The organism is Vibrio sp. SCSIO 43136 (assembly GCF_023716565.1).
Taxonomy (GTDB): domain Bacteria; phylum Pseudomonadota; class Gammaproteobacteria; order Enterobacterales; family Vibrionaceae; genus Vibrio.
Genome location: NZ_CP071848.1, coordinates 2,655,632 through 2,677,033 on the forward strand (window position 1 = coordinate 2,655,632; position 21,402 = coordinate 2,677,033).

A 21,402-nucleotide genomic window follows, 5' to 3' on the forward strand; every position below is an offset into this window, starting at 1 on the left:
TATCACATTTAGTGAACATCACGCCAATACTCTTTCTTCAGTAGCACGACCACAATAGTGAAGATCACTAGGAAAGCCATTACCCACCAGCCCATCGCATGACGCTCAAGCTTAACTGGGTCACCTGAATATTCCAGAAAGTTGACTAGGTCGCGAACTGCGTCGTCGTACTCTGTCGAGCTCAGTTCACCACGGCCGTTTGAACGTGTACCAACCACCACTTGAACTTCTTCACCATCAACCACTTGTGTTTCAAAGATAGGTTCAGGAATTCCCTGAAGCTCTTCTAACACGTGTGGCATACCCACGCTTGGGAAAACAATATTGTTTACACCAAATGGACGAGATGGGTCTGCGTAGAAAGTGCGCAGGTAGGTATATAACCAATCCGTACCACGAACACGAGCCACTAGTGTCAGATCGGGTGGCGGAGCACCAAACCAGTTACCCGCTTGCTTGTTCGGGATAGAGTTTTCCATCAAAGAACCCACTTTCACTTCTGGGTCAAAGATCAAGTTGTCTTTTAGAAGCTCTACTGGAATACCGATGTCATTTGCTACTCGTTCATAACGTTGATACTCCATCGAGTGACAACCAAAACAGTAGTTCATGAACAGCTTGGCACCGTTTTGTAGCGACGCTTGATCGGTCAGATCATTGTTCGCCTTGTCCAGTGGCACACTTGAGCCACCTGCCGCCATCGCCAATGATGGCAACAGCGCAAAAAGCATTACAATCCACTTTTTCATTTGAATGTCACCCTCTCTGGCAATGGTTTCGTTGCTTCATTCTTGCTGTAGAAGAACAGCAATACAAAGAACATGAAGTAACCCAGACTAAAGATACGAGCAAGCAAGGTGTATAGGTCCGTTGCTGGCAGCGCACCAAGAATACCAAGCGCAATAAAGCTAATAGTAAACTGGATGATATTGATTAAGTGGAACTTACTGCGGTAACGGTAAGAACGTACTTTACAGCGATCCAACCATGGCAATAGGAATAGCACTACAATAGCACCGCCCATTGCGATAACACCTAACAGCTTGTCTGGAACCGCACGCAAGATGGCGTAAAACGGTGTGAAGTACCAAACTGGAGCAATGTGCTCTGGTGTCTTCAGTGGGTTCGCCGCTTCAAAGTTAGGTGGCTCAAGGAAGAAGCCGCCCATCTCTGGGTTGAAGAACAACACGTAGCAGAACAAGAACAAGAAGCCAGCCACACCAATCAGATCTTTTACCGTTCCATAAGGGTGGAAAGGAATTGAATCGATGATGTCATATTTCTTCGAGTAGTAATCGTGGAACTTAAACTGAGTCTGGTAATCATCGCCCATAGTGCCTTTTGGCAACTTGGTTTCGATACCGTCAGGGTTGTTTGAGCCCACTTCATGCAGAGCGAGTACGTGCAGTACCACCAATAGCAGCAATACGATTGGTAGTGCGATCACGTGTAGTGCGAAGAATCGGTTTAGCGTTGCACCTGAAATTACATAGTCACCACGAATCCATAGCGTTAGGTCATCACCAATGACAGGAATCGCACCAAACAGTGAGATAATTACCTGCGCACCCCAGAAAGACATCTGTCCCCAAGGCAGTAGGTAACCCATGAACGCTTCCGCCATCAGCACCAAGAAGATCAACATACCGAAGATCCACAGCAGTTCACGAGGCTTTTGGTAAGAACCGTAGATGAGGCCACGGAACATGTGCAGGTAAACCACGACAAAGAACGCCGAAGCACCCGTTGAGTGCATGTAGCGTAGCAGCCAACCGTACTCTACATCACGCATGATGTATTCGATTGACGCGAATGCACCTTCGCCAGAAGGAACATAGTTCATGGTCAGCCAGATACCGGTAACGATCTGGTTAACAAGCACCAGCATCGCCAGTGAGCCGAACAGATACCAGAAGTTAAAGTTCTTTGGCATCGGGTATTCAGAAAGGTGCTTTTTGTACGCATTCATTGCGGGTAAGCGTTTTTCTACCCAATCAAGTAGAGCTTGCATTAGGCTTCCTCCCCTTCATCGACACCGATAATAACTTTCGTATCCGATAGATATTTATGTGGTGGAATTACTAGGTTATATGGTGCAGGAACACCAGAGAATACTCGACCCGCTAGGTCGAACTTCGAGCCGTGACATGGGCAGAAGAAACCTGACTTAACCCCTTGAACATGTTCACCAAAAGTTTCTGGCAAATGGGTCGGAGAACAGCCAAGGTGGGTACATATCCCAACGGCGATAAAGAATTCTGGTTTAATCGAACGGAACTCGTTTTGAGCGTACTCAGGCTGCTGTTCAACTTGAGATTGAGGGTCAGCAAGCTGATCTTCAATTTTCTTCAAGTCATCCAGTGCAGGCTGACCACGTCGAACGATCCAAACAGGTTTACCCCGCCATTCGACACGTAACAGGCCCCCTTCTTCCAGTTTGCCGATATCGACCTCAACTGGAGCACCAGCAGCTTTCGCTTTGGCACTAGGGTTCCAAGATTTGATAAATGGTACGGCAACGCCAACCGTTCCCAAACCACCGACTACAGCTGTAGTGGCAGTCAGAAAACGCCGACGACCGCTATTTACAGGCGCATTGCTCATCCAACATTTCTCCCATCTGCTCCGTTGAGTTATTAATTTCCTATCAAGAGCATGGCTAACAAATCACGAACTTAGTTGTATTTATTTTGATGAGAAATGATAAAGAAAACCCTACTTTTTGACAAGATAAAGCTACCTTTTTGTAACATCTGTGAGGTAAATCGCCAGTGAAGTCACAAAAGGAAGGATAAGTGAATGTGATCCGTGTCGGGTTAGTAAGTTAGCGGTGATTGAGGGCACATTAACTGTGCTTTCGAGCAAGAATTCTGACTATAAAACTTGGAGTTTTTTACAATATTGTAATAGCAATGATATGTGCTCGAAGAGAAATAGTCTGCGAAGGGAAAATCGTGTTTTAGTATAAAAATGTGGGAGTGGATAGATACAAAAAAGCTCGGCATAAGCCGAGCTTTTGATTCCACAATCTGACCGAAGCCAGAGCGTAGTGTTCGAGCGACAAAGTCGCAGGAAAATTAACGCTTAGAGAATTGTGGACGACGACGTGCTTTACGTAGACCAACTTTCTTACGTTCAACGCAACGAGCGTCACGAGTAACGTAACCAGCTGCACGTAGAGCAGGACGTAGAGTCTCATCATATTCCATAAGAGCGCGTGTGATACCGTGACGGATCGCACCAGCTTGACCAGAAATACCGCCACCTTTAACAGTGATGTATAGGTCAAGTTTTTCAGCTAGTTCAACAAGCTCAAGAGGTTGCTTAACAACCATACGAGAAGTTGGACGACCGAAGTACTCTTCAAGCGTACGCTTGTTGATTACGATGTTGCCGCTGCCTGGTTTGATGAAAACACGAGCTGCTGAGCTTTTGCGACGGCCAGTGCCGTAGTATTGATTCTCTGCCATTTTCGAAATCCCCAATTAGATGTCTAGTACTTGTGGTTGTTGAGCAACGTGGTTGTGCTCAGCACCAGCGTAAACTTTCAGCTTACGGTACATAGCGCGGCCTAGAGGACCACGTGGTAGCATACCTTTAACTGCTAGTTCAAGAGCCATCTCAGGCTTACGATCGATCAGCTTTTCAAAAGTGATTGATTTTAGACCACCTGGGAACTCAGAGTGACGGTAGTAAACCTTACCCTTAGCTTTGTTACCAGTTACAGCAACTTTCTCAGCGTTTACAACGATGATGTAATCACCAGTGTCAACGTGAGGAGTGTATTCAGCTTTATGCTTGCCACGTAGGCGAGAAGCGATTTCAGATGCAAGACGACCTAGAGTTTTACCTTCAGCGTCTACAACATACCAGTCACGTTTTACAGTTTCTGGTTTAGCAACGAAAGTTTTCATGCTAATAATAACCCGTTAATTAAAATTTACACTTAAGGAGCAATATGCTCCCACTGTCTAAGAGCCCAGTCATCACCCCTTCGAGTGGGTGGCACTCTCGACCCCAAAAGGGTCTGCAGTAACGGTGGGTCGCAGGATTATAGGGAAGTCCGTAGAAAAAATCACCTCTTTTCGTGCAAAAAAGTCAATTTTTTCTACGTTTTTTTTAACTTTTGGTGAGATCGCTAGGCTAGATGCGCCAAAGCCAAGTATTCATGACTTTGCATTTCCGTCAAACGTGACTGACAACGTTTAAACTCAAAGCTCAATTGCCCTTCAGTATAGAGTTCATCCATGGCAACTTCTGCCGAGATAATCAGCTTGACCTTTCGCTCATAAAACTCATCGACTAACGCAATAAAACGCCTTGCAGCATCGTCTTTAGTCGCTCCCATTTGTGGGACGCAAGCCAGCAACACCGTATGATAGACCTTAGATAACTCGATATAGTCATTTTGGCTTCTGGCAGTTTCACATAACTGAGCAAATGAAGCATACAATACGTCATCGTGCGCATTCACCACTTCCAATAGGCGATGATTAACTTCTATCACTTTTTGCGCCGTGTAGTCGTGATGACCTATCAGTTGCTGATAATACTTTTCGAGGTTTTCCCCAGCTTGCTGATCTAAAGGGAAATGATAAATCTCGGCTTGTTGCAGAGTTCGCAATCGATAATCAATCCCACTATCCACATTGAGGATCTGACAGTTTTGGTTAATCAACTCAATAGCCGGCAAGAACCTCGCACGCTGCAAACCATTGCGATACAGATCATCTGGCGGAATGTTTGACGTTGCGACCAACACGATATTGCGGGCGAACAGAGCCTGCATCAAAGTGCCCAAAATCATCGCATCGGTGATGTCGGAGACAAAAAACTCATCAAAACAGATAATATCCACTTCCGCTTTGAAACGATCGGCTACTTTCTCGAGCGGATTTTCCACGTTGCCAAGCTCGGTCAATTCATCGTGTACACGGTGCATAAAACGATGAAAATGCATGCGAGATTTGCGAGATGTGGGCAAGGCCTCGTAAAAGGTATCCATTAGATAGGTTTTGCCTCGACCAACGCCTCCCCAGAAATATACCCCTTGAGGCGGCTTAGGCTGCTCAGCTTTTTTACCCAGCCATTTTTGCCAGGTTGGCAGCTCTGCCCTAGGTTGGTTTTGATAGTGGATAATATCTTGAAACAATCTGTCGAGCATTTCGACCGCTCGCCACTGCGCCTCGTCTTCCGCAAAGCCGTTGTCATTGATATCTTTCAAATATTGTTGTTTAGGCGTTAGATTTTGCATAGGCTCAAATCAGGTACAAAGTACTCTATCCCCTTATCCTTGGGCGCTTTTTTCTTTATTGGTTGTGGCACTCATAGTACCATGAGCCCGCTTTACAGGTAACGTTACAGTAACATTTGGCGGATCACATTTTAAAAATCTAAATCCGCATCAATCACCATATTCGTGATTTACTACCCGAAAAGAACAATAAAACGTTACAGATTTCCCACCACTATCAATCTCCATTGATAGGGTATTCAACTGTTAAAAAGGAGCATGTATGCCTTGGATGTATGCAGTGATTGGCTTAGTTGTCGGTTTAATCATCGGTTACGCCCTTTCACGCTTTATGACACCGGATGCAAATAAGCAAAAGTCGGTGCAAAAAGAACTCGATAGCGCAAAGTTTGAATTGGAACAGCAGCGACAAGAGCTTGCAGACCATTTTTCTCAAACAGCAGAGCTGCTGGATGTGCTTGGTAAAGACTACACCAAACTTTACCAGCACATGACCACTACCTCAGCGGAACTGTTGCCAAATCTGCCTGAGCAAGACAACCCGTTCATCAAGGCCGTGGCCGATGCTCAACCAAAAGAAGAGCAAAAAGAGGCAAGTCCTGAAGCTCAACCAAAAGATTATGCTCATGGCGCAACTGGAATGCTCAAAGACGAAGAAAAAGAGATCATTGAGAATCCGCAAACTGTGATTGAGAAAAAGAGCGCTTAATCCAAAACCTTGATTTAAAAGGGAGCTTCGGCTCCCTTTTTTGTTTTTCTAGGGGTTGAAAAATGAGCAGTGGAACTTTATGTCATGGCTTGAGTCATAATTTTACCTAACAGAAAGGAGCCTTATGATGAAAAAACCTATGCTCGTTTTGACTGCATTGACGCTTAGCTTAAGTTCCATCATCACCCCAATTTCTGCTCAAGCCGCACTCCCCGTGGCTGTGAGTGGTGAACAATTACCTAGCCTCGCTCCCATGCTAGAGCGAGTCACTCCCGCTGTCGTTAGTATCGCCGTGGAAGGCAAGCAAGTTTCCCAGCAGCGAGTTCCTGATGCATTCCGTTTCTTCTTTGGACCCGACTTCCCTGCCGAACAGATGCAGGAGCGACCTTTCCGTGGCCTTGGTTCCGGCGTCATCATTGATGCAGATGAAGGTTATATCGTCACAAACTTCCACGTCATCAAAGGCGCTGACGAAATCAGAGTTCAACTTCATGATGGCCGCGAGTATGACGCAGAGCTCGTTGGCGGCGATGAAATGGCCGACGTGGCGCTGATAAAACTTGAAGAAGTCGATAACCTGACTGAAATAAAACTGGCAGACTCAGATCATTTAAGGGTTGGTGACTTTACTGTTGCTATCGGTAACCCATTCGGCCTCGGTCAAACTGTCACTTCCGGCATTGTTTCTGCGCTGGGTCGCAGCGGATTAAACATCGAAAACTTTGAAAACTTCATTCAAACCGATGCTGCTATCAATAGTGGTAATTCAGGTGGTGCACTAGTCAACCTTAATGGCGAACTTATTGGTATTAATACCGCCATCTTAGGGCCAAACGGTGGCAATGTCGGCATCGGCTTCGCTATCCCGGCCAACATGATGAAGAACCTCACCGACCAGATCCTAGAGCACGGTCAAGTGAAACGCGGCATGCTCGGGGTTCAAGGGGGTGAACTCAATGCTGAACTCGCCGAAGCGCTCGGTTACAAGTCCAGCAAGGGGGCATTCGTCAGCCAAGTGGTGCCAGAAAGTGGCGCAGACAAGGCAGGTATTAAAGCTGGCGATATCATCGTCTCGCTTAACGATAAGAAAATCTCCACCTTTGGTGAGCTAAGGGCCAAAATTGCCAGCCTTGGTGCTGGTAAAGAGATCACCATAGGCGTCGTTCGTGATGGCAAAAAGCAAACCTTTGACGTAACACTGCAAGAAGCCAATGACGTTAAGACCAAAGCGGAAAAACTTCACGAAGGCTTAACCGGTGCAGAGCTTGCCAACACCGACTCAAGCGACGATATTCAAGGGGTTAAGGTAACGGATGTTGCCAAAGGCTCAGCAGCAGAAGCTTATCAGCTACAAAAAGGTGACATCATCATTGGCGTCAACCGTGTTCGCGTGAAGAACTTAGTTGAACTGCGCGCCATCGTTGATAAGAAACCGGGTGTGCTGGCGTTAAATATCCAGCGTGGTGAGCGTACGCTCTATCTCGTAATTCGCTAATTCTCCACCCTTTACACTATTAAGGGAAGCGGTTGTTACCGCTTCCCTTTTCTTTATGCCTAAACCAGTGATATCCTTTTTTATTCACGGATTTAACTCGACCTGAGGACGCTATGGTCAAATTCATTATGCGATCGACACTATTAGGGTTAGCGACTGCTGCCATTTTATTGGTATCAGTGCCTTCGTTGCGTCAATCTGCACTCAATATCCCAACGCCCTCTTTAGATAGCACCATAGGTGCGCTTCAGGTCTCATTTAGCAGTGCCGTGCGACGAGCAGGCCCTGCTGTGGTCAATATTTATAGTCGCCAGTACATCAAAGAAGATAAGCTAGAGCTCAAAACCCAAGGCCTTGGGTCTGGGGTTATCGTCAGCGAAAAAGGCTATATCATCACCAACTACCACGTCATTGCAGAAGCGGATCAGATCATCGTTGCACTGCAAGATGGCCGCTACTCGGCGGCAAACCTAATCGGAAAAGATCGACGCACCGATATTGCGGTACTAAAAATTGAAATGACGGGCTTACCTGTTATCCCGCTAAACCCTGAGTATCAACCTAACGTTGGCGATGTTGTGCTCGCGATTGGTAACCCGTATAACCTAGGACAGACCACCACCTTCGGCATTATCTCAGCAACAGGCCGCTCATCGATCAGTGCCGATGGTCGTCAGGCATTTATTCAAACCGACGCAGCTATCAACCAAGGTAATTCAGGCGGCGCACTGGTCAACACTTCTGGCGAGTTAGTCGGCATTAATACCGCATCTTTCCAACAAGCAACCGATCTTGAAACCTACGGCATTTCCTTTGCTATCCCCTACTCGCTAGCCAATACCATCATGGAAAAGATCATCGCAGATGGTCGAGTGATCCGAGGTTATATCGGCATTGATGGCCAAGACATCAACGCTGTTTCTGCCCGCTTACTTGGTGGTGACTACGTGGGAGGTATCATCGTTATGGGCATCGACCCAACAGGCCCTGCTGCACTCGCAGGCTTTCAAAAACAAGATGTGATCCTTGAAATCGACGGCCAGAAAATCAACGGTCGCGACAGTGTACTAGAAATCGTCGCACAACTACGTCCGGGCACCGAGGTTAAAATGACCGTATTACGTAAAGGTGAACTGATGACGATGGATGTGATTGTTGGGGATGATCCTAAAGGGTAATCTCGGCTAACGGCCATTAAATCAAAAACAACTAAGTTCCATTCCAACCGAAGCCGTTAGTGGAACGTCCGTTAGCACCTGCGTCCGCTTTTCCCTTTACCGAAAAAAAAACCGCCAAACTGGCGGTTATTTTTTTACTCTGAACTCTCACCCGAACCTTCGGCTCCATCGCCTTCCAGTTCGATTCTAGTCACTCGCTGCAAGCCTCTTGGCAGTAAACTGCCTCGGCGGCCGCGCTCGCCACGGAAATTGTCTAGGTCAGCAGGTTTGAGACCAAGCTTACGCTTACCTGCATACAAGGTAATTGTTGCGCCTTGTGGGATGGCAATCAGTTGCGACACCAACTCTTCACGAGCTTTGGCTTTCGCCCCCGGAATATTAATGATCTTATTCCCTTTACCCTTACTCAATTGAGGCAGGTCTTTAATCGGGAACAACAGCATCCGCCCTTGGTTCGTGATCGCCAAAATTTCATCACTATCAATATTGGCCACAGGCTGTGGCACAATCAGCTCTGACGCTTCTGGTAAGTTGACCAGAGCTTTACCGCTGCGGTTTTTCGATAGCAAGTCCGCGCCTTTACACACGAAACCGTAACCCGCATCGGAACCTACCAACCATAGCTGATCATCTTCACCCATTAGCACCTGAGTTACCGAAGTACCCGCAGCGACGTTCAAGCGACCAGTGATAGGCTCACCTTGGCTTCGAGCAGATGGTAGTGTATGCGACTCTAAAGAGTAACTTCGCCCATCTGAACCCATAAATACCGCTTGCTGATTACTCTTACCTCGGGCATGGGCAAGATATTTGTCACCGGATTTATAGTTGAGGCCAGCGGCGTCCACGTCGTGGCCTTTAGCGTGACGAATCCAACCTTTTTCAGACAACACAACCGTGATCGGCTCACTTGGTACCAAGTCACGCTCAGTCAATGCTTTGGCTTCTGAACGCTCAACCAATGGAGAACGGCGGTCATCACCATACTTCTCAGCATCCGCTTGAATTTCTTTCTTAAGCAGGGTGTTCATGCGGCGCTCTGAGCCCAGCAACTGCTCAAGTTTCTGACGCTCTTTTTCAAGCTCGTCTTGTTCACCACGGATCTTCATCTCTTCAAGTTTGGCTAAGTGACGAAGTTTAGTATCTAGGATCGCATCGGCTTGAATATCGGTAATACCGAAGCGCTCCATCAGCACCGCTTTTGGCTCATCTTCGGTACGGATGATCTCAATCACTTCATCAAGGTTGAGATAAGCAATCAACAAACCTTCTAAGATGTGCAAACGAGCCAAAACTTTATCGAGACGGTACTGCAAACGACGACGCACAGTTTCACGACGGAAAGTGATCCACTCTGACAGGATCTGCACCAAGCCTTTCACCTGCGGGCGATTGTCGAGGCCGATCATGTTGAGGTTTACACGATAATTCTTTTCAAGATCAGTAGATGCAAACAGGTGATTCATCAACTGGTCACAGTCAATCCGATTCGAGCGAGGCACCACTACGATACGAGTTGGGTTCTCGTGATCCGACTCATCGCGCAAGTCATCCACCATTGGCAGTTTCTTAGCACGCATCTGGTTAGCAATTTGCTCAAGCAATTTCGCCCCAGAAACTTGATGAGGAAGCGCAGTGATGACGATTTCACCGTTCTCTTTGCTCCATACGGCACGCATTTTGATGCTGCCTTTACCCGTACGGTAGATCTTTTCAAGATCCGATGCCGGGGAAATGATTTCTGCTTCGGTTGGGTAATCTGGGCCTTTGACGTACTCCATGATATCCGGAAGTTCAGACTTCGGATGATCGATAAGATGAATAGCGGCGTTAGCCACTTCACGCACGTTGTGTGGCGGAATATCTGTCGCCATACCGACGGCGATACCCGTAACCCCATTGAGCAGGATGTGTGGTAGGCGCGCAGGTAGCATTTGCGGCTCTTTCATCGTGCCATCAAAGTTAGGTTGCCACTCCACGGTGCCTTGGCCTAATTCACCAAGCAAGACCTCAGCAAACTTAGATAGCTTGGCTTCGGTATAACGCATCGCAGCAAAGGACTTCGGATCATCTGGCGCACCCCAGTTACCCTGACCATCAACCAGAGGGTAACGGTAAGAAAACGGCTGAGCCATGAGTACCATCGCTTCATAACACGCCGAGTCACCATGTGGGTGGTATTTACCTAGTACATCACCAACGGTACGTGCAGATTTTTTATATTTCGCCGCCGCCGAGAGACCAAGCTCAGACATAGCGTAAATAATACGTCGCTGAACCGGCTTAAGACCATCACCAATGTATGGCAAGGCACGATCCATGATGACGTACATTGAGTAGTTAAGATAAGCGTCTTCCGTGAACTTGCGCATCGGCAACTGTTCAACGCCATCGTATGTAATTTCGTTAGACATTGTTAAACCTCAGCCAAATCACCGTTATGTTGCAACCAAGAACGGCGATCATCCGCTCGCTTCTTGCCCAGCAACATGTCCATCATTTCGTTGGTCGCTTCGCTATCATCAATGGTCAGCTGAACCAGACGACGGGTGTTTGGATCCATCGTAGTTTCACGCAACTGCAGTGGGTTCATTTCACCCAGACCTTTGAATCGCTGCACGTTGATTTTGGCTGTCTTCTTCGAAAGACGTTCTAACACCCCTTCTTTCTCTTCATCATCAAGGGCGTAAAACACTTCCTTACCGCAGTCAATTCGATATAGTGGCGGCATAGCAACGTAGATATGGCCCGCTTCCACCAACGAGCGGAAATGACGAGTAAATAGCGCACACAGTAGAGTGGCAATATGAAGACCATCCGAGTCCGCATCGGCTAGGATACAGATCTTACCGTAGCGTAACCCGCTAAGATCATCGTTATCTGGGTCGATACCCAAAGCCACAGAAATATCATGCACTTCTTGCGATGCTAGTACCTGATCGGCAGAAACTTCCCAAGTGTTGAGGATCTTACCACGCAGTGGCATCACCGCTTGGAACTCACGATCTCGAGCTTGCTTAGCTGAACCACCCGCCGAGTCACCCTCGACAAAGAAGATTTCAGTACGAGCGAGATCTTGTACCGAACAGTCAGTCAACTTACCCGGCAATGCAGGGCCTGAGGCCACTTTCTTACGCACCACTTTTTTACTGGCACGCATGCGTCGATGGGCATTAGCAATACAAACTTCTGCCAACTGCTCAGCTAACTGAGGCTTTTCATTCAGCCATAAGCTAAAGGCATCTTTTACTACCCCTGAAACAAAGGCAGCCGTTTGGCGAGAAGACAAACGCTCTTTAGTTTGGCCCGCAAACTGAGGATCTTGCATCTTGACCGATAAGACATAAGAACAGCGGTCAAAGATATCGTCACCCGTGAGCTTAACACCGCGAGGCAACAAATTGCGGAACTCACAAAACTCTCGCATCGCATCAAGCAGGCCTTGGCGCAGGCCATTAACATGGGTACCACCTTGTTTGGTCGGAACCAAGTTAACGTAGCTCTCGGTGATCATCTCACCGCCTTCCGGCTGCCAGATCACCGCCCAAGTCGCCATTTCTGTTTCTGCGGTAAACTCACCGATGTAAGGTTCTGCAGGCAGCACTTCGTAGCCTTTTACGCCTTCGGCCAAGTAATCTTTAAGGCCATCTTCATAAAACCACTTGTGCTCTTCGTTATTCACTTTATCGCTAAAAGTGATTTCAAGGCCCGGGCACAGCACCGCTTTTGCTCGAAGATTATTGATAAGGCGAATTACTGAGAATTTAGCGCTGTCGAAATAAGAGGCATCGGGCCAGAAATGCACGGCAGTTCCGGTATTACGCATACCGCAGCTACCAGTTACGCTAAGCTCGGTCACAGCCACACCGTGTTCAAAAGCAATCTCATGCACCTGACCATCACGCTTTACTGTAACTTCAACACGCTTAGAGAGGGCATTTACTACCGAGATACCAACACCGTGCAAACCGCCGGAGAATTTGTAGTTATCGTTCGAGAACTTACCGCCAGCGTGAAGCTTGGTCATAATAAGCTCAACCCCAGAGATACCTTTCTCAGGGTGAATATCAACAGGCATGCCACGACCATCATCGATCACTTCAAGTGACTGGTCGGCATGGAGAATGACTTTTATTTTCTTTGCATGACCTGCTAAGGCTTCATCGACCGAGTTATCGATAACCTCTTGAGCGAGGTGGTTTGGTCGCTCGGTTTCGGTGTACATACCAGGGCGGTGTCGTACTGGGTCGAGACCTTCAAGAACCGACAGGTCTTTCGCATTATATTGTTCAGTCATAATACGGAAATTTACTCAATATGAATTGGGACAAACGCGACGTGCGTTGTAACGCTAATTAATGGGCGACAGGTTAACTAGGTCGCCGCTGATTTGCCATGACAAATGACAAGAAAGCTCTGATGGAACATAGTCTGGAACCGATGCAACTATGTCAAGTTAGAGCCGTGGAATAAGGGAAATTTTATGACCTGCCGCCGAAGTTGTGTGGTTTTATTAAGCAGGTCTGGAATAAATAGCTAGCGCCAAGCTTATAGCTCTAGAAAATCGATAATTTGCCCCAAGTAGCGCTCAAAGCCCACAAAACTGTGGTCACCGCCCTGCTCAACACTCTGTTTCGCCCCTTGGTATTTTGTGACCGCTTGGCGATAATCTAGCACCTCATCTTCCGTCTGCTGCAATAACCAAAAGTCTTCGACTCGGTTCAGCTTAGGAGTGTCTAGCGCTTTGAGCTGATCAATATGCTTGCTCTCAAGCATGTATTCTTGTCCAGTATACGGGTTGGTTTGCTCACCTAAATAATCGACTAGCAGCTCATAAGGTTTAACGGCTGGATTAACCAACACCGCTTTGAAGCCAAACTGATGATTCAGCCAAGTCGACAAATACCCACCAAGGGAGCTGCCCACTAAGCCGATACGATAGTCTGCTTGATACTGCTTAACCAAATCAAGCAGCTGCTGCGCTGCTTGTTCAGGAAAACAAGCCATTTGTGGAATTTCGATACGAATATCAGGGCGATGCTGTGCAATATAATCTCGCATCAAGTTGGCTTTCATCGATTTAGGAGAGCTATTGAATCCATGGATATAGAGCAATAAAGGCGGTTTGCTCACTATCAATACCCTCCTGATGCGAAATCAGGCACAAAGCAGCCAGAGCTTAAACGCCCCACTTGGGTTTCAACCTTACCATCAGGGTACAAATCTAGGTATCGCCATCCCGGAGAAACATCGTCGAGGGCAAAATCGCTGGAATTCGGCTTAAATTGGACGCAGGTCGATGGTGTAGCAATTACACGCACATCGTTTCGCAGCTTATCGAAATCTTGATGAACATGACCACACAGTATCGCTTTAACGTTAGGGTGTTTATCCACCACCTGCCAAAATTGCTCGCTGTCATGCAAAGTATGCTGATCTAGCCACTGACTTCCAACCAACAATGGATGGTGATGAAGCAGAACTAGCGTATGTCGCTGCGGATGCTGTGACAGTTTGTCATCCAACAAGGAGAGCTGTTCTTGGCTCAAACGTCCGTGAGGCACGCCTACTACTTGGCTATCCAATAACACCACTTGCCAGTGCTCTCCAAGCAATATGTGAGATAAAGCATTCACCTGCTGAGCTGGGAATACGCTTTCCATGCTGGGTTTAAAATCATGGTTACCCGGCAACCAAAAGCACGGCTTCTCCAACGGAGCTATACCGTCAACAAACCGCTGATAGGAATACTCACTGTGATCTTGGGAAATATCACCAGTGGCAAGAATGGCATCGAAAGGCTTATCTTCGCAGGCAACAGCATCTACTACTGCCCGAAAGCTATCTAACGTGGTAACTCCTAGTAATGAGCCATCTTCTGGCTCAAACAAATGCGTATCGGTGATTTGCAACAACGATACGCATTGATCCGAATTGGTAGTTAATCTCAAAACAAAGACCCGACTTTAATCTCTCTCAAACTAGACTTTCTCAAATTAAAATATTGGCGCACGGCTTATACCGTTTTTTAAGCAGAAAGTTAGCCACTCACCTAAAAAGCGATTTAGCTGAAATTTCTCATCTTTCTGTGCCATTTTTTTATTAGGGTAATCGTAACGAGCTTGGACCCGTGAAATCTGTTCACTAGCACACACTTCTGCAACTCGAGCATCGTGATATAAACGAACAGTCATCTTCGGCAGAGGAAAACTTGGCACTTCGTCACATTGGCACACATCTATTAAGGTGGTGTATTTGGTTACTTCACTCACTTCTAACTGATAGGCAAGGTCAGCCACTTGATAAGAACGCACATCTCCAACGCTCGGCTGGTTTGGCAGCAAAGCGTTCAGTTTGGCGTAATTTGTCTCGTAAACCCGCATTAACGCCGCAAGGTCTACGTGATATGGCTTTTGCTCTATCATTTATTGTTCGTCAGTCCAGCGAGTTTTTAGTTCCTGATGATGAAGCTCTAACCACTGCAAAGCAATGATTGAAGCGCCATTCTCAATTTTGCCTTGGGCAATTAAGTCATAAGCCTTCGTGCGTGGCATCACATGCACACGAATATCCTCATCTTCATAGTCTAAGCCATGAATTCCGGATGCGCTCGTTGCATCAACCTTGCCTGCAAATACAAATAACTTTTCATCACAACCACCAGCAGATGGGAAATAACTGGTTACAGGTTCAACCATTTCTACTTTCACACCAGCTTCTTCCATAGCTTCACGTCTAACCACTTCTTCAGCAGACTCGTCGGTATCAATGATCCCTGCGACAATTTCGAGCTGCCAAGGATTCTCATCATTAAGACAACCAACCCTGAACTGCTCAACCAAAACCACCTCATCACGAACAGGATCATAAGGCAGCAGAGCTGCTGCAGGGCCACGAACAAAAAGTTCGCGCTCAAATTCGCCACTCCAACCACCAGCAAACAAGCGGTGTTTGATTCGATATTTGACCATCTTAAAAAAACCGTCAAAAATTGTGGTCTTTGAGATGATTTTTACATCACGTTGAGTAAACTGCTGTGATTCATTATCAGACATTTGCATCTCCTGCATCTGTGTAGCTCAAATACTACTCTTAGATGCGGATACAACCAACGATGGCATTCAACTTTTTTGATAATGATTGCAAAAAAATTTCAGTTTCGAAAGTTTTTTACTGCACAACTGGACAGCAAACTACGAGACATGCGATTATTTGTACGTTGAATAGCTAAATACGTTACACTCACTGAATCTCATTAATATTGAAAGGCAAAGGAAAAGCACAATGAAAAAGCTGCTTCCACTATTTATCACTGCCGCACTAGGCAGCATGGCAACGTCTGCATACGCAGACAGCATCACAGAAATTTACGAGCTGGCAAAAAAGAACGACCCACAGTTGCTAGCTGCTGAAGCAAGTAAAAATGCAGCTTTTGAAGCCATCGATATTTCTCGCAGTACCCTACTGCCACAAGTTAACCTGACCGCCTCTTACGACATCAACAAAGTCACGGCTAAAGGCAACAATGCAGACTACAACCAACTTGGTGCAGGCGTAGGTTTTAGCCAAGAACTGTACAACCGTGCAAGTTGGGTAACACTGGACCAAGCAGAAAAAACAGCGCGTCAGTCTGACTCTTCTTTTGCCGCTGTACAGCAAGGTCTGATCTTGCGAGTAGCAAGCGCATACTTTGAAGTACTTCGTGCGCAAGATAGCCTTGAGTTTGTACGAGCAGAAAAAGCCGCAGTAGCTCGTCAGCTAGAGCAAACCAAACAACGTTTTGAAGTAGGCCTATCAGCTATCACTGACGTACATGATGCTCAAGCACAATTCGATAGCGTATTAGCATCTGAAGTGTTGGCAGAAAACACCCTGATCAACAGTTATGAGTCACTTCGTGAAATCACAGGTGAACAGCACGATAACTTAGACGTTCTAGATACTGAGCGCTTCTCTGCACAACCAACTAAAGCGTCAACAGATGCTTTGATTCAAGAAGCAGAAGAGAAGAACCTGACGCTACTTGCGCAAAAGATTGCTCAAGATATCGCAAAAGATTCAATTGCTCTTGCAAGCTCTGGTCACTTACCATCACTAACTCTTGACGGTGGTTACAACCATTCAGACGTTGATAAAGGCATCAACGAAGGTAAGACTGATGCATTCAATGTCGGCATCAACCTGTCTGTGCCTCTATACTCTGGTGGCCGCACGACCGCACAAACCAAACAAGCGGAAGCTAACTACGTTGCTGCAAGCCAGAACCTTGAGCAAACTTACCGCAGTGTTGTAAAAGAAGTTCGCGCTTCAAACAACAACATCAACGCAACCATCGGTGCGCTAAAAGCTTATGAGCAATCGGTAGTTTCTGCTGAATCTGCACTTGAAGCCACTGAAGCAGGTTTTGAAGTAGGTACTCGTACCATCGTTGACGTACTTGACTCAACTCGCCGCCTATACGATGCAAACCGTAACCTTTCAAACGCACGTTACGACTACATCATTAGCGTTCTGACTCTGCGCCAAGCAGTTGGTACTCTAAGCGAGCAAGAGATCCTAGACATCAATGCAGGGCTGAAATCGGCGCAATAATTGTCCGATTCCACTCCACCCCACCGACCAAACCGCTCACATTCGAGCGGTTTTTTTTCACCTCCCCTATGAATGTTTCATTTTGTAAACAAATAATAAATTAGTTGCACAAAAACACACTTAATATCACACACTTGGTATTAAGTTCTCCCACCTTTTCAAACTCTACCCGCGATCAAAAAATGCGCGAATGGCAATGAATACATTTACTTACGAAAAATATAACCACATATGGAGTATGTATATGAACGTCAGGAAGCACCTGCTTGCTATTTCAATTGCCTCAACCTTAATCGCCTGTGGTGGCGGTGGTGGCGATAGCGGAGAAAGTGGTGGAGACACCCCGTCTCCTGTCACTCCGACCTCTGTTAACGTGACTGGTAAGGTAATCGATGGCTACATTCAAGGTGCAATGGTTTACCTGGATTTAAACGTAAATGGTCAATGGGACGAGGGGGAACCTAAAGCCATTTCAGATAGCAGTGGTAGCTATAGTATCGAGGTGCTAGAAGAGCTTGTTGCTCAAGCGGCAAAAGCCCCTCTTCGAGCCTATATCGGTGAAGGTGCAATAGATATCGATACAGGTGAAAATTTCGATGAGTCACCAGTACAACTATCTTCGCTTCCGCTTGGTGAGCTTGATGTTAAAAGCACCCCAAAACCAGCATCAATCACACCATTTACAACCGACTTAGTCGCTGAAGTTGAAGAGCTTATTGAACAAGTAGCCTCTGGTGAGACATCCGCTGACAAGTTGGTCGCTCAAGTAAATAGCGTTAAGTCTGAGCTTGCAAGCCAGTACGGCATCGATAATCAGGACGCACTATTCGGTGATTTTCTCGATGAGAGCAGCGTCGATAAGAGCTTGATTAAGGAGCTAAGTGCTACAGCGGTGAAGCGTGTTAACGAACAGCAAAACGATTATAAGCGTCATCAACAAGCTAAAGAAAAAGCTGAAGAAGGACAGTTGGTCAAAGTCGGCTCTCACCGAGAAAGCTTTGTGGAGTGGCATACTGGTGAGCTTTTGCATCTACTGATCGAATGGCAAGAGATCACGACTAAAAATGAGGACGGGTCGAAACTTATCGAGAAGAGCATCACTAAGTTCTTTTGTGATGAAAAATACACCTTAAAAACGAATAGTAACGATGAGCCTTTGATCTATGAAACTGTCGAAGTCACCGAGACTATCGATAGCACTGGCAAGTTCACCTCTCTAACTAAGTACAACATCGACAAAAATGGCGATGGGGAGAGAAAGTTCTTTGGTCAAGCCTACTCCGTCGGCCAGTCCTATGACAACGGTGCTTATAAGCAATATCTTGAATACTTTGATGAAGGCAACCCGAGTGATGATGACCCAAGCCTGCCCGACCTGAAGCGCTATTACGATGATATCGATCTAGTTGCCGCCGTTAAAGCAGGGGATATGAGCCAGCTCGACATGGTGCAAAGTAAACTAGAGCAAACTGAACTAGTCGACTCAGGCGAACTCATCCACATTTACAACTACTCAGAATATAAGCCTACAGACTTTGTTTCTGTTAAAGAGTCCAAGGCATATTTTGCGGAGAATCGCGTTAAGGTAACTACCGATGAACGCACAACCCACAAGGTGGAAAAAGACTGGGGGGCTGATGGAATTATCAATGAAGTATCCGAGAAAACCAGCTTTGCGACAGGGGCGAGCTTAGTCAAAGAAGCCAAGCCAATTTGGGCACAGCGTAGCGATGATGTTTGGGAAGAGTATGCCGACTACCGCTACGATAATGGCAAATTGATCGACTACTGGTATGAATGGGAAACGCTTACTGAGATGGTTGGAGGCGTCAAGACGGAGACAGTATCAGGGAAGCGTTATGCGCTTGATCTGAAAACCAATGCTGCGGCTCTTCCTAAGGTCCCATTCCATGAGTACAGCGCTCGCTATCAATATATCAGTGACGAATTAACTATAGAAGCCTCTAACTGGACCCACTTTGCTGTGGAAGAATTAGACTTTACCGTCAACGAGCAAAGTACAGGGCAAAAAGTGACTTACTGGCAGCTAGATTCGCCAAAACACAACCTGTGGGTTGGTCATGAGTTTTCCGAGTGGCATAGCCGAGATGTCAGCAATCTTGCTGACAAAGTAGTCTCGCTAGTAAACAGTGGCACGACATTAAGTAACATCAATAAAAGCAACTTGCCTGGGCTCAACGATTACAATCGACTCATATTTTCTAACAGTTTCATCTATGATTCGGATGGCGATGCGAGAACTTGGTACGTGGTAAGCTCTGAAAATGCACTTGATAGCAACCCAACCTGGGAGTTGGAATCCTTCGCTCTCACTCAAGAGGACACCAATCTTGTTTGGAGAGCCGAGCCAGGTGCACTTTTCGCTTTGACCCCTGATGGCACAGATTCTATCTGTCTGAACCAGTACAATTGCTACAATAGCGTTAGATTGCCTTTGGTGAGCATAGATACCGATAGTGGTAGTTTCTTGACCCATTTTGCTTGGTGGGAAAGCCACCCTGCATATTTCTTCCAAACTTTAGAAGAAGCACAAGCTAAATTGGCTGAAGTAACTAAACAATAACCTATTGTTTAAATGATAAAAATGCCGCTCATTGAGCGGCATTTTAACTATCTAAGCCTCTAGAGCGCTTTACCCGCGACCACCTTTGATCGCTTCAATGATTTCTGTGGTTGAACAACCATCTTCAAAGTTAAGCACTTTCACTTCACCGCCTGCGGCAATCACTTCTTCACCACCTGCGATCTCTTCAGGTTTGTAGTCACCACCTTTCACTAGCAAGCTTGGCAGCACCTCTGAAATAAGACGCTGCGGCGTTTCTTCACCAAATGGAACCACCCAATCAACAGCGCCTAAGCCTGCTAGTACCGCCATACGACGGTCGGTTGGGTTCACTGGGCGACCTGGGCCTTTAAGCGCTTTAACCGACTCGTCAGTATTCACCGCAACAATCAGGCGATCACCAAGCTCAGCAGCGTGGTTCAGGTAAGAGACATGACCAGCATGAAGGATGTCAAAACAGCCGTTGGTCATCACCACTTTCTCACCTTTAGCGCGGGCCTTTTTAACTGCTTCAATCAAATCTGCTTCAGAAATGATGCCAAAATCTGTGTCCTGACTGCCGTGAATCGCCTCTGCAAGTTCAATAGTAGACAGGGTCGAGGTACCCAATTTGCCGACCACAACACCTGCGGCTGCATTGGCTAACGCACAAGCTTCTTCTAAAGGTTTTCCAGCCGCAACCGAGGCCGCAAGCACGGAGATCACCGTATCACCCGCACCTGTTACGTCATACACTTCTTTTGCCAACGTCGGTAGGTGGAATGGCTTCTCACCACGTCGCAACAGCGTCATACCGTGCTCGCTGCGAGTAACAAGCAGCGCTTCAAAATCAAACTCTTCAATCAGAGCAAGACCTTTTTCTACCAGTTCTTGTTCATCTTGAACTTTACCCACCACCAGCTCAAACTCCGCCATGTTAGGCGTAAGTAAAGTGGCACCGCGATAGCGCTCAAAATCTGCCCCTTTTGGGTCGATAAAGACAGGAACGCTCGCAGCTCGAGCCTTTTGGATGAACGATTGAACGTGCTCTAGCGCACCTTTTGCGTAATCCGATAAGATCACCGAGCGCACGTTTGGCAGTGCTTGTTCCATACGGCTTAAAACGAGCTCAGGATCGGTATCTTTAAAGCTGTCTTCAAAATCAAGACGGATCAGCTGCTGACCACGACTCATCACCCGCAGTTTGGTGATGGTTGGGTAATCCGCAAGCTTAACAAAATCACAGTTCACTTTTAGCGACTCAAGTTTGGCCGCCAGTGTCTCTGCTGGTTCATCCTGACCTGTTAAACCAACCAAATGTGCATGACCGCCGAGCGCAGCGATATTCATTGCTACGTTCGCCGCACCGCCAGGACGTTCTTCGTTGTCTTCAACTTTAACCACTGGTACTGGGGCTTCCGGTGAGATACGCCCCGTAGGGCCATACCAGTAGCGATCCAACATAACATCACCAATGATCAGAACGCCTGCATCAGCGTAATCAGGCAAAATGGGTTTCATAGTTTTCTCCAATAATTCTGCTGCGGAGCATGGTATCACACCGCATTGTAGCGACAAGCCTCTAACTCGCCGCTTGTTATCCAGTTTAGG

At 46.7% G+C, this 21,402-nt stretch carries 18 protein-coding genes; 5 read left to right on the forward strand and 13 right to left on the reverse strand.

The window, feature by feature from the left end; translation table 11 throughout:
• Positions 1 to 8 precede the first annotated feature (8 nt).
• From J4N39_RS12505 to zapE, 6 genes are all read right to left on the reverse strand, one after another.
• Positions 9 to 749, reverse strand: coding sequence for a cytochrome c1 (locus tag J4N39_RS12505; RefSeq protein ID WP_252019927.1), 741 nt, complete (start codon positions 747 to 749; stop codon positions 9 to 11).
• On the reverse strand, positions 746 to 2,011 hold the full coding sequence (locus J4N39_RS12510) for a cytochrome b (protein ID WP_252019929.1): 1,266 nt from the start codon (positions 2,009 to 2,011) through the stop codon (positions 746 to 748). Before J4N39_RS12510 ends, J4N39_RS12505 begins: the two co-directional genes overlap by 4 nt.
• Positions 2,011 to 2,604, reverse strand: coding sequence for a ubiquinol-cytochrome c reductase iron-sulfur subunit (gene petA, locus J4N39_RS12515; protein WP_252019931.1), 594 nt, complete (start codon positions 2,602 to 2,604; stop codon positions 2,011 to 2,013). The genes J4N39_RS12510 and petA overlap by 1 nt, the downstream gene beginning before the upstream one ends.
• Positions 2,605 to 3,077: 473 nt before the next feature.
• On the reverse strand, positions 3,078 to 3,470 hold the full coding sequence (gene rpsI, locus J4N39_RS12520) for a 30S ribosomal protein S9 (protein ID WP_252019933.1): 393 nt from the start codon (positions 3,468 to 3,470) through the stop codon (positions 3,078 to 3,080).
• 15 nt (positions 3,471 to 3,485) lie between these two features.
• On the reverse strand, positions 3,486 to 3,914 hold the full coding sequence (gene rplM, locus J4N39_RS12525) for a 50S ribosomal protein L13 (RefSeq protein WP_252019935.1): 429 nt from the start codon (positions 3,912 to 3,914) through the stop codon (positions 3,486 to 3,488).
• A gap of 224 nt (positions 3,915 to 4,138) precedes the next feature.
• On the reverse strand, positions 4,139 to 5,254 hold the full coding sequence (zapE, locus tag J4N39_RS12530; protein WP_252019937.1) for a cell division protein ZapE: 1,116 nt from the start codon (positions 5,252 to 5,254) through the stop codon (positions 4,139 to 4,141).
• Positions 5,255 to 5,516: 262 nt separating this feature from the next.
• Between zapE and zapG the strand changes: the two genes are divergently transcribed.
• The 3 genes from zapG (at position 5,517) to degS (ending at position 8,636) form a co-directional block, all read left to right on the forward strand.
• Positions 5,517 to 5,963, forward strand: coding sequence for a Z-ring associated protein ZapG (gene zapG / locus J4N39_RS12535; protein WP_252019939.1), 447 nt, complete (start codon positions 5,517 to 5,519; stop codon positions 5,961 to 5,963).
• Between the two features lie 127 nt (positions 5,964 to 6,090).
• Positions 6,091 to 7,458: a Do family serine endopeptidase gene (locus tag J4N39_RS12540; RefSeq protein ID WP_252023740.1), complete on the forward strand. Its 1,368-nt coding sequence runs from the start codon at positions 6,091 to 6,093 to the stop codon at positions 7,456 to 7,458.
• A 113-nt stretch (positions 7,459 to 7,571) separates the two neighbouring features.
• The gene (degS, locus tag J4N39_RS12545) at positions 7,572 to 8,636 is read left to right on the forward strand and encodes an outer membrane-stress sensor serine endopeptidase DegS (RefSeq protein ID WP_252019941.1); all 1,065 of its coding nucleotides are present in this window, start codon (positions 7,572 to 7,574) and stop codon (positions 8,634 to 8,636) included.
• 134 nt (positions 8,637 to 8,770) lie between these two features.
• Here degS and parC read toward each other — a convergent pair whose 3' ends face one another.
• The 6 genes from parC to nudF all read right to left on the reverse strand — a co-directional run bounded on the left by parC (position 8,771) and on the right by nudF (position 15,697).
• Positions 8,771 to 11,050, reverse strand: coding sequence for a DNA topoisomerase IV subunit A (gene parC, locus J4N39_RS12550; protein ID WP_252019943.1), 2,280 nt, complete (start codon positions 11,048 to 11,050; stop codon positions 8,771 to 8,773).
• Positions 11,051 to 11,052: 2 nt separating this feature from the next.
• Positions 11,053 to 12,933 (reverse strand): DNA topoisomerase IV subunit B, encoded by a 1,881-nt coding sequence (gene parE, locus J4N39_RS12555; protein WP_252019945.1) that lies wholly within the window; start codon positions 12,931 to 12,933, stop codon positions 11,053 to 11,055.
• Between the two features lie 251 nt (positions 12,934 to 13,184).
• Entirely contained in the window at positions 13,185 to 13,769 is a 585-nt protein-coding gene (yqiA, locus tag J4N39_RS12560; RefSeq protein WP_252019948.1) for an esterase YqiA, read from the reverse strand.
• Between the two features lie 2 nt (positions 13,770 to 13,771).
• Complete coding sequence (gene cpdA, locus J4N39_RS12565) at positions 13,772 to 14,587, reverse strand: 3',5'-cyclic-AMP phosphodiesterase (RefSeq protein ID WP_252019950.1); 816 nt, start codon at positions 14,585 to 14,587, stop codon at positions 13,772 to 13,774.
• A gap of 45 nt (positions 14,588 to 14,632) precedes the next feature.
• Complete coding sequence (locus J4N39_RS12570; RefSeq protein WP_252019952.1) at positions 14,633 to 15,061, reverse strand: DUF1249 family protein; 429 nt, start codon at positions 15,059 to 15,061, stop codon at positions 14,633 to 14,635.
• Positions 15,062 to 15,697 (reverse strand): ADP-ribose diphosphatase, encoded by a 636-nt coding sequence (nudF, locus tag J4N39_RS12575; RefSeq protein WP_252023742.1) that lies wholly within the window; start codon positions 15,695 to 15,697, stop codon positions 15,062 to 15,064.
• 223 nt (positions 15,698 to 15,920) lie between these two features.
• Between nudF and tolC the strand changes: the two genes are divergently transcribed.
• Together tolC and J4N39_RS12585 are read left to right on the forward strand one after the other, a co-directional pair.
• A complete protein-coding gene (gene tolC, locus J4N39_RS12580; protein ID WP_252019954.1) occupies positions 15,921 to 17,228 on the forward strand; it encodes an outer membrane channel protein TolC in 1,308 nt (435 codons plus the stop codon).
• A gap of 244 nt (positions 17,229 to 17,472) precedes the next feature.
• Complete coding sequence (locus J4N39_RS12585; RefSeq protein ID WP_252019956.1) at positions 17,473 to 19,812, forward strand: hypothetical protein; 2,340 nt, start codon at positions 17,473 to 17,475, stop codon at positions 19,810 to 19,812.
• A 69-nt stretch (positions 19,813 to 19,881) separates the two neighbouring features.
• Here the strand turns inward: J4N39_RS12585 and hldE are convergent, their stop codons facing one another.
• Positions 19,882 to 21,312, reverse strand: a complete 1,431-nt coding sequence (hldE, locus tag J4N39_RS12590) for a bifunctional D-glycero-beta-D-manno-heptose-7-phosphate kinase/D-glycero-beta-D-manno-heptose 1-phosphate adenylyltransferase HldE (RefSeq protein ID WP_252019958.1) — start codon at positions 21,310 to 21,312, stop codon at positions 19,882 to 19,884.
• Positions 21,313 to 21,402: the final 90 nt, after the last annotated feature.